General features: G+C 38.4%; 10 protein-coding genes. 4 read left to right on the top strand and 6 right to left on the bottom strand.

The genetic code is table 11. The features are described from left to right. Window positions 1–651: 651 nt before the first annotated feature. Window positions 652–1,335: a DUF4294 domain-containing protein gene (locus NAT51_RS17410; RefSeq protein ID WP_250600994.1), complete on the bottom strand. Its 684-nt coding sequence runs from the start codon at window positions 1,333–1,335 to the stop codon at window positions 652–654. 81 nt (window positions 1,336–1,416) lie between these two features. Between NAT51_RS17410 and NAT51_RS17405 the strand changes: the two genes are divergently transcribed. The 3 genes from NAT51_RS17405 to NAT51_RS17395 all read left to right on the top strand — a co-directional run bounded on the left by NAT51_RS17405 (window position 1,417) and on the right by NAT51_RS17395 (window position 3,620). Next, window positions 1,417–2,505 (top strand): M42 family metallopeptidase, encoded by a 1,089-nt coding sequence (locus tag NAT51_RS17405; RefSeq protein WP_250600992.1) that lies wholly within the window; start codon window positions 1,417–1,419, stop codon window positions 2,503–2,505. 82 nt (window positions 2,506–2,587) lie between these two features. Next, window positions 2,588–3,052 (top strand): DUF1801 domain-containing protein, encoded by a 465-nt coding sequence (locus NAT51_RS17400; protein WP_250600982.1) that lies wholly within the window; start codon window positions 2,588–2,590, stop codon window positions 3,050–3,052. A gap of 25 nt (window positions 3,053–3,077) precedes the next feature. Beyond that, on the top strand, window positions 3,078–3,620 hold the full coding sequence (locus NAT51_RS17395; RefSeq protein ID WP_250600980.1) for an SRPBCC family protein: 543 nt from the start codon (window positions 3,078–3,080) through the stop codon (window positions 3,618–3,620). A 61-nt stretch (window positions 3,621–3,681) separates the two neighbouring features. Here NAT51_RS17395 and NAT51_RS17390 read toward each other — a convergent pair whose 3' ends face one another. The 5 genes from NAT51_RS17390 to NAT51_RS17370 form a co-directional block, all read right to left on the bottom strand. Beyond that, entirely contained in the window at window positions 3,682–4,047 is a 366-nt protein-coding gene (locus NAT51_RS17390) for an ankyrin repeat domain-containing protein (protein WP_250600978.1), read from the bottom strand. A gap of 176 nt (window positions 4,048–4,223) precedes the next feature. After that, entirely contained in the window at window positions 4,224–5,171 is a 948-nt protein-coding gene (locus NAT51_RS17385) for a phosphoribosylaminoimidazolesuccinocarboxamide synthase (RefSeq protein WP_250600976.1), read from the bottom strand. A 113-nt stretch (window positions 5,172–5,284) separates the two neighbouring features. Then, window positions 5,285–6,724 carry an alpha-amylase gene (locus NAT51_RS17380; protein ID WP_250600974.1) on the bottom strand — a complete coding sequence of 480 codons (1,440 nt, stop codon included), beginning with the start codon at window positions 6,722–6,724 and terminating at the stop codon, window positions 5,285–5,287. Between the two features lie 202 nt (window positions 6,725–6,926). Further along, complete coding sequence (locus NAT51_RS17375) at window positions 6,927–7,379, bottom strand: hypothetical protein (RefSeq protein WP_250600972.1); 453 nt, start codon at window positions 7,377–7,379, stop codon at window positions 6,927–6,929. Between the two features lie 5 nt (window positions 7,380–7,384). Next, window positions 7,385–8,335: a PhoH family protein gene (locus NAT51_RS17370; RefSeq protein ID WP_250600970.1), complete on the bottom strand. Its 951-nt coding sequence runs from the start codon at window positions 8,333–8,335 to the stop codon at window positions 7,385–7,387. 94 nt (window positions 8,336–8,429) lie between these two features. On the opposite strand from NAT51_RS17370, the gene NAT51_RS17365 reads away from it, so the two are divergent. After that, window positions 8,430–9,257, top strand: a complete 828-nt coding sequence (locus NAT51_RS17365; RefSeq protein WP_250600968.1) for an SAM hydrolase/SAM-dependent halogenase family protein — start codon at window positions 8,430–8,432, stop codon at window positions 9,255–9,257. Window positions 9,258–9,271: the final 14 nt, after the last annotated feature.

Below are 9,271 nucleotides of genomic sequence, written 5' to 3'. Positions count from 1 at the left end.
ATATTACTTTGATATTACTTTGATATTACTTTGATATTACTTTGATATTACTTTGATATTACTTTGATATTACTTTGATATTACTTTGATATTACTTTGATATTACTTTGATACGGGTCAAGTACGGATCAACCCGAACTTATATAGCATATAACTCCAACCGGAAACCGGCATGTTTAACCCTGTCAGGGTTTGATACTTCGACAAGCTCAGCAACCGCCGCTGACAGGGTTGCAAACAAATAAAGATTTTACTCCTATTATATAAGGTATACTTTCTTTTAATGATGCACGCTCGCGTGAGCGGGTGAAGCGGCATCCTTTTATTTGTTGCCTGAGGTTCTCGAAGGCAACAAATAAAAGATTGCTTCGCCAGTTCGCTTCACTCGTGTTAGCGGAACACGCGACCCGCAGGGGCACGCCATTATTTAGATTATTAGATTGTTCGATTATTAGATTATCAGACTGCTTAGATTTCTTAGATTGTTCGATTATCCGATTGCTGGACTACTTAGACGACTTGGACTTCTTATCTCTAAGAGCCGACCATTCCCTACTAAGGACTAAGGACTCTTCACTAATTACTAATTACCCCTAATCTAAGGCATAAAAAAACACCTTATATATAAGGTGTCTTCTTTATTGTTTTGCTTTATTGTTTTGCTTCTCTCATGGCTTTGAGTTTTTGTCTCCAGACTTTGGCAAGTTCTGCATATTCCATCGGGACTTTTGAAGGCTGCTTCTGTAGTTTACCATCAGTAAAGGCTCTGTACAATATACCTTCTATGATAAAATCCTCAGAAACATTGTACGGATCGTACTTTGCTTTCAGATTGATATCAAACATACGGGCGGTGTTGTTTGCCCAGAAGGCTTTCCATCCGCTTTTCAGATCGTGTATCAAATCAAAGGTACTGATCCCTGTTTGACGGTGTATCAACTTCACCAGTATCTGACCTTCTTTACGGCTCATCTTTTTCAACTTGGCCTCAAATTCATTGGTCAGGTAATTTTCAACCAACTTAAAATACTTCTTCTTATCTCTTTCCGACTTTAATCCCTGCATGCCTTCATTAAGCATCACCAGTCTGTCGGCCGCCATTTTAGCATAAGGATATGTTTTCAAAACCCTTCTTTGCAGCTGTAAAAACAGTTTTCTTTCTTCTTCTGATTTCACAAACGGCTTATTGGATACAAAGACTTCTTCCAACTGAAAATTCAACTCGGCCAAAGTATCTCTTTTAGCGTCTTCAACTTCAACGGTATCTTTGACTACCTGAGCATTACCGATTGCGGTAAAAAATAATAATGTGATTGCGAATCTGATTGATTTCATTCCTATAATTTGTTTGTTCAAAAATATAAATTAATCATCAAGTCTAATGCCAAATGCTTAAATTAGCCGAAAATTATTTCTATGGCGTCAAAATCGATATTAAACAAGGCTTCCATGGCCTTTCTTGAAAAATATTTAAACAATGCATCCCCAACCGGTTATGAAAGTGAAGGACAGAAAATATGGATGGATTACCTGAAACCTTATGTTGACACTTTTATTACCGATACTTACGGAACTGCAGTGGGAATCATTAATCCGGATGCTCCTTACAAGGTAGTTATCGAAGGGCACAGTGATGAGATTTCGTGGTATGTGAACTATATTACGGATGACGGATTGATTTATGTAATCAGAAACGGTGGCTCCGATCATCAGATCGCTCCATCCAAAAGAGTGAACATCCATACTAAGAACGGTATTGTAAAAGGTGTATTTGGCTGGCCGGCGATTCATACCCGTGGCCGTGGTAAGGAAGAACATGCGACGCAGCACAATATTTTCATTGACTGTGGGTGTGCCACCAAAGAAGAAGTTGAAAACTTAGGCATCCATGTAGGTTGTGTGATTACCTACCCTGATGAATTCATGATCTTGAACGAGAACAAATTTGTATGCCGTGCCATTGACAACCGTATGGGTGGTTTTATGATTGCCGAGGTAGCGCGTTTACTGAAAGAAAACAAGAAGAAATTACCGTTTGGTTTATATATTGTGAATGCCGTTCAGGAGGAAATTGGTTTAAGAGGTGCCGAAATGATTACCCATACCATTAAACCGGACGTTGCCATAGTAACCGATGTTTGCCACGACACCACTACTCCGATGATTGATAAGAAAATCGAGGGAGACCTTAAAATTGGCCGTGGTCCGGTTGTAGCTTATGCACCTGCCGTACAAAACAAATTACGTGAGTTGATTACCAATACAGCTGAAGAAAAAGAAATTCCGTTCCAGCGTCATGCTACTTCAAGAGTAACAGGAACTGATACGGATGCTTTTGCTTACAGTAACGGAGGTGTTGCCTCTGCATTGATTTCATTACCGTTGCGTTATATGCATACAACGGTTGAGATGGTACACAAAGAGGACGTAGAAAACGTGATCAAACTGATATATGAAACCTTATTAAAAATTGAAAACAACGAATCTTTTTCGTATTTCAAATAACAGAATTTCAGTAAAACATTAAAAACCATTCTTTTCCGAATGGTTTTTTTTTATAACTTTACTTTAAGACCAATACCAAATTATGCAATCAAAAGCCACAACAGTAGCCGAATATCTGAACGAAATACCTGAAGAACGAAAAGAAGGCTTCAATAAACTGCGAAATGTAATCCTTGAAAATTTACCCGAAGGTTTTCAGGAATCGATGGGTTATGGCATGATGGGATATTCTGTTCCGCATTCAATTTATCCGAAAGGCTACCATTGTGATCCTAAAATGCCGCTTCCTTTTGCCGGAATGGCTTCCCAAAAGAACTTTATTGCTTTTTACCATATGGGGATTTATGCTGATCCGGAATTATTGGATTGGTTTACTTCTGAATTCCCGAAGTATTCCAAAAAGAAGCTGGATATGGGCAAAAGCTGTGTGCGATTTAAAAAACCGGAGGACATTCCTTTTGAACTGATTGGGGAACTGATGCAAAAAACGAGTGTCAATGACTGGATCCAACTGTATGAATCGGCTTTCCAGAAAGGAAAAAAATAAACATTAACTCTAAAACTATACAACCATGAGAATTTTAAAAAGGATTTTTTTTGTGTTATTGGCCATTATTGCCATTGTTGCCGTTGCCGGTTTATTTATGAGTAAAGAATATGCGATGGAACGTGAAGTTATCGTCAATATGCCCAAAGACAGTGTTTTTAATTACATTAAGCATGCCAAAAACCAGGATTATTTCAGTGTTTGGAACCAAAGAGATCCTAAATCAAAAAGAACCCATACCGGAACTGACGGAACTGTAGGGTTTGTTTATACCTGGGACAGCACCATGGATGAAGTGGGTGCCGGCGAAATGGAAATCAAGAAAATCACGGAAGGGGAACGTGTGGACTTTGAACTCCGTTTTAAGCGTCCGTTTGAATCGACCGATAATGCTTATTTCCTAACCGAATCTGTTACACCGACAGTTACTAAAGTCAAATGGGGTTTTAACGGTGTTATGCCCTATCCGATGAACGTAATGAAACCTTTCATGAATATGGATGAAATGATGGGAAAAGATTTACAGGCCGGGTTGGATAATCTGAAGGCGAATCTTGAAAAGAAATAAAAATATAAAACAAAAAGTCCCGGATATGATCCGGGACTTTTTGTTTTATGAATATCAAAGCTTATTTCAAAAGCGCCATTGCTTCTGTAGCTTTAGAAGATTCAGCATATTGATAAGCTGTTAACCCTCTTTCGTCTTCAATATTTTTATTGGCTCCTTTTTCCAATAATATTTTAATAATTTCCACTCTGTTGTAACGGGCTGCATACATCAAAGGTGTTTTACCGTTGAATTGTTCGTTTGCATCTGCTCCGTATTCCAAAAATTTCTTAACAGCTTCTACATCCCCTTTTGTAATGGCATTACATAATGGTGTATTTACTGCATACCCCATTTCTGTTTTTACCATAGTTGGAACTTCAGAAGTGAAAGACTGACCAACAAAAGCTACGAAAGCTAAACCTAAAATTGCGATTGATTTTTTCATGATGATTGATTTTTTTGATTAATGATTTAATTAAGTAGACGCAAAGTTCGGTTTTTAGTTACCGAGGTATGGGACTTATAACATAATTTTAACACTGGCCAACGTTAAGTCTATCCATTACAAAAAAGCAAAAAACCACGCTGGGCGTGGTTTTCAAAGTATTTAAAGCTCTTATCTTATTGATTCAAAAATGCCAATACATTTTTTTCGATGCGTTCATTGATATTGGTGATGTCTGCTTTTTCAAATTTCTCACCGATGATATTTTCATACAACTCGATGTATCTTTCAGAAACAGTAGCGATGTACCCATCAGTCATTTCCGGGATTTGTTGTCCTTCTTTTCCCTGGAAGTTATTTGCAATTAACCATTGGCGGACAAACTCTTTTGACAATTGCTTTTGGGCTTCATCATTATCCTGTCTTTCCTGGTATCCTTCCGCATAGAAATAACGGGAAGAATCGGGTGTGTGGATTTCATCAATCAAGACAATCTTTCCGTCTTTGGTTTTCCCGAATTCGTATTTGGTATCGACCAAAATAAGTCCGCGTGACGCAGCAATTTCAGTACCTCTCTGAAATAAATCACGGGTATATTTTTCAAGAACCAGATAATCCTCTTCCGAAACAATTCCGTTAGCCAGAATATCCTCTCTTGAAATATCCTCATCATGTACTCCTAAATCAGCTTTTGTAGTAGGTGTAATAATCGGTGTAGGGAATTTATCGTTTTCTTTCATTCCTTCCGGCAAAGCTACACCGCAAAGCATTCTTTTCCCGGCAGCATATTCACGTGCCGCGTGACCTGAAAGATACCCCCGGATTACCATTTCCACTTTAAAAGGATCACATAAATGTCCGACAGCCACGTTAGGATCCGGAGTTGCAATCAACCAGTTAGGGACAATATCTTCGGTAAGCTGCATAAATTTAGTTGCAATCTGGTTCAGGATTTGACCTTTAAAAGGAATCCCTTTCGGCATTACTACGTCAAAAGCAGAAAGCCTGTCGGTTGCAATCATAACCAAAAGCTCATCATTGATATTGTAAACTTCCCTTACTTTACCTTTATAAAGTGATTTTTGACCCGGAAAATTGAATTGGGTCGACGTGATTGTATTCATTTGTGTTGTATTGTTGTTGTTTTAGTACCGCAAAAGTAATTTATTTATAAGGAATATGAAATAAAAAAGTCGCTTCAGGTGAAACGACTTTTTCGAACTACTAACTTAACTGGCTACATGTTAATTGACCAAACAGAATAACTGTTGGGCGGGCATTGGATTTTCACCCATTTATCAGCCTGTGTAGTTGGATACCAGGTTGATTGTCCGGTGAAGTCCTTGATTTGCGCATTAGCCCAATTTGTCTGAATCCATCTTTCCTGCCATGAAGAAGAGTTGTTCAGGTAAACGACCAAACCTACGTTACCGTTATAACCGTTTCTTCTCGCAATGTATTCGTCATTATCCGAATACAGGATGGACGTCGTTCCAGTAGCTTTATTGTTATGAATCCAAATGAGGTTATTCAGTTTATTTTTGTCCAGCCATTCTTCATAATCACGGTAGAAAATAGTTGGATATCCTTCGTGTGTTAAAATGTAGGCATACGCCAAATCCTTCTTCCAGATTTCATTAGTATCATGGTTTGAAACAAACGTCACGGCTTTGTACGGATTTCTCTTCCACATCATATCATCATTCAGCAATGCCAGATTGTTCCCGTCGAAAGCATCGTGCATTTTGTAATAACAGGCAAAATCGAAAACCGAAGAATTTGCGTTATTAGCCCACCATTCGAGAGTATTCACGTTTGAGTCCCAATACTCTCCTACCGAAAATCCGCCAACATTGGCATTCCAGCTGTTTACGACCCACGGACCGAAACCTTTCACATAGTCAAAGCGCCAGCCGTCGAATTTCATGGTATTCTTGTAATACTTCCCAACCGCATCTGCACGTCCCCAAAGCCAGTCCTGTACGTGTGGGTTAGCATGACACAAATCAGGATAGCCGCCAAAAGAACCTTCATCATTATTCCCGTAAGAATTTTTATAAAAATCGTGGTAATTCCTTGTAAATTTCCCTGAAGCTACGCCCGAGAAGTTCGTCCAGGTTTGCGTACCGGTATAAGGATTGTTCTCCAATTGGCCTCCACTGTTGTGATTGATTACTATATCAGCGTAGACCTGCATGTTTTCAGTATGTGCCTGTGTGATCAGACTTACCAGTTCTGATTTTGAACCGAAGCGGGTTTCAATAGTACCGTTTTGGTTATAATCTCCAAAATCGTAGTAATCGGTTGGATCATACCCCATGGAATAAGGTCCGTTTTGTGCTTTGGAAGCTGGTGGTAACCAAATTGATCCTACTCCGGCGTTACCCCATGCTGTCACTTTTGATTTAACCGTATTCCACCAGGTTCCCCCGGCAGGTACATCCCAGTAAAAAGCCTGCATCATGACACCTCCGCCCGGATTTGCCACATATTTACCTGTTGCTGAATTATACTGATTGTTTGTACTGAATGGTTTTCCGTCGTGGTGTGTGACGTTGATAACCTTTGTTTTCTTTGCTGCTTCAAGTGAATCAGCTTCTGAAGATCCATCCTTCTCGCAGGCAAATGCCGTGAATAGCAAGGATAAACACAAAAGTGTTCTGGTTGTTTCTTTCATAAATTTCAGTTTATTGAGTTTTTTGTTTCAACTAAAATTATGACTTTTTATGTAAGATTAACATTACGAGTTAGTTACAGCATAAGCGAAAACGTTTTCGTGTTGAAAAGTTTTACATAAAATCGATAAACTACATCATTTGAGACAATAAAAAAAGACACCTTCCGGTGTCTTTTTTTATTTATCTGTAATTTATTCAGGTTTAATGGTTTTGTAAAAATTCGGACAGTACTAAAATTCCTTTTTCTTCAACCCCATGAATAATTTCGAAATCTTCCTCTCCTTTAAAGTTAAGAAAAGTAAACTTTACTTCTTTACCGTCTATTTGAATGTCTTTTAATTTACTTAAAGGGATTTTATATTTGCTCCCCATTTCCTTGCTGAAATATTTGTAGGCTAAGATCATCAACACGATTAGTGCAATCGGCAATGCTTCTTTGGTTCTGTCTTCAAAAGAAATAGAAAGCAGGAATATCCCACATACAATCAAGAAGAAAATATAGAACTTAATATTCTTGTAGGAGTTTTTCTTTATTGACTTCGGTGATTTTTCCTGCAACCCGATTGTTTCAGACCAATTCCCTGAGTTAGTCATAAACAGATTTTCATCATTAATATTAATGTATCCGTTACTATATTTGAAAAACTCCTTCACTTACTTTAATCCTGATTTTCTATACTTTTATAGGCATCGATGATTTTCTTCACCAATCGGTGACGGACTATATCCTTATCATCCAGGTAAATGATTCCAATACCGTCGACATCTTTCAATACCAACAAAGCTTCCTTCAATCCTGAAATGGTTCTGCGTGGTAAATCAACCTGTCCCGGATCACCTGTAATGATGAATTTTGCATTTTTACCCATACGAGTTAAAAACATTTTCATTTGGGAATGGGTTGTATTTTGGGCTTCATCCAAAATAACGAAGGCATTATCAAGGGTTCTTCCACGCATGAAAGCCAACGGGGCAATCTGGATGATCCCTTTGAGCAAGTAATCTTCCAGCGTTTGTGGCGGAATCATATCCCGGAGTGCATCATATAAAGGTTGCATATATGGATCCAGCTTTTCTTTCATATCACCGGGAAGGAAACCTAAATTTTCGCCAGCTTCAACAGCAGGACGGGTCAGAATAATCCTTTTAACCTGCTTTTCCTTTAAGGCTTTTACGGCTAAAGCAACACCGGTATATGTTTTTCCGGTTCCTGCAGGTCCCACTGCAAAAACCATATCGTTTTTACGCACATAATCCACCAGTTTCTGCTGGTTAGGAGTCATTGCTTTGATGAGCTTTCCTCCTATACCGTGCACCAAGATCTGGTCACTGGCATCCATCACGCCGGTTTGCTGTGCGTCGCCTTCAATCACACGCATGATGACATTGTCGTCGATATTGTTAAAACGGGAAAAATGTGTCATTAAACGCCTGAAACGGATTTCAAACTCATCCAGTACTTCTTCTTCCCCAAAAGCTTTCAGGGTTGTTCCCCTTGCTACAATCTTAAGCTTTGGATAGTACTTTTTAATGGTTTCCAGGTGACTATCGTGCGCACCCCAGAATTCTTTCGGTGCGATGTTTTCCAATTCGATAATTCTCTCGTTCAAAGGCTGAAAAATTTAGTTAACAATAAATTCGTTTTGTTTCTCTCAAATCTACTAAATTTACCGAAACTTTTCAGGAATACTTATAAACAAAATAATGTCAATAATTACACTTACTACCGATTTTGGCTGTAAAGACCACTTTGTAGGTGCGCTTAAAGGGAAGATCTTTTCCGAAAACCCTGAGGTTCATATTGTTGACATTTCCCATGATATCGATCTGTTCAATATTTCGGAAGCGAGTTATGTCATAAACGCCTCATACAGCAGCTTTCCGAAAGGAACGGTGCATTTAATTGGTGTTGATAATGAAAGGAATCAGGAAACCCAGCATATCGCCATGCAGTGGAACGATCATTATTTTATTTGTGCAGACAACGGTATTTTGAGCATCCTAACCCAAAAGATCAATCCACAGAAAATAGTTGAAATCAATATTCACGACCGGTTACCCAGCCATTCGACAGCGATGGATGTTTTTATCACCGTTGCCAATCATTTATCGAAAGGCGGATCGCTGAACGTAGTGGGAAAAGAAATAAAGGAAATTAAAATTCTAAACGAATTACAGCCGGCAGTTGCCAATGATTTAAGCAGCATAAAAGGATATGTGGTGTATATTGATCATTTCGGTAACTGTGTGACCAATATTTCAAACAAGTTGTTTTCAGATGTTGGAAAAAACCGTCCGTTTGAAATAAAATTCGGAACTAAATCCATCAAAAAAATACACCAGTCTTATTCTGATTTCAACATCAGGGAAAATTACACTTTAAAGGATTATGAAGGCGAAAAGCTTGCTTTGTTCAATGAAGCCGGTTTTTTGGAAATAGCCATTTACAAAAGCAACCCAAAAACAACAGGAACGGCACGATCTTTATTAGGTCTGAAATACCGCGATGTCATCAATATCAATTTTAAATAAATTAAAAGGAAAAT

This window comes from Flavobacterium amniphilum (assembly GCF_023634845.1).
Lineage (GTDB): Bacteria > Bacteroidota > Bacteroidia > Flavobacteriales > Flavobacteriaceae > Flavobacterium > Flavobacterium amniphilum.
The sequence above is the reverse complement of the archived record's forward strand: the minus strand, read 5'-3'. Positions and strand labels throughout refer to the sequence as shown.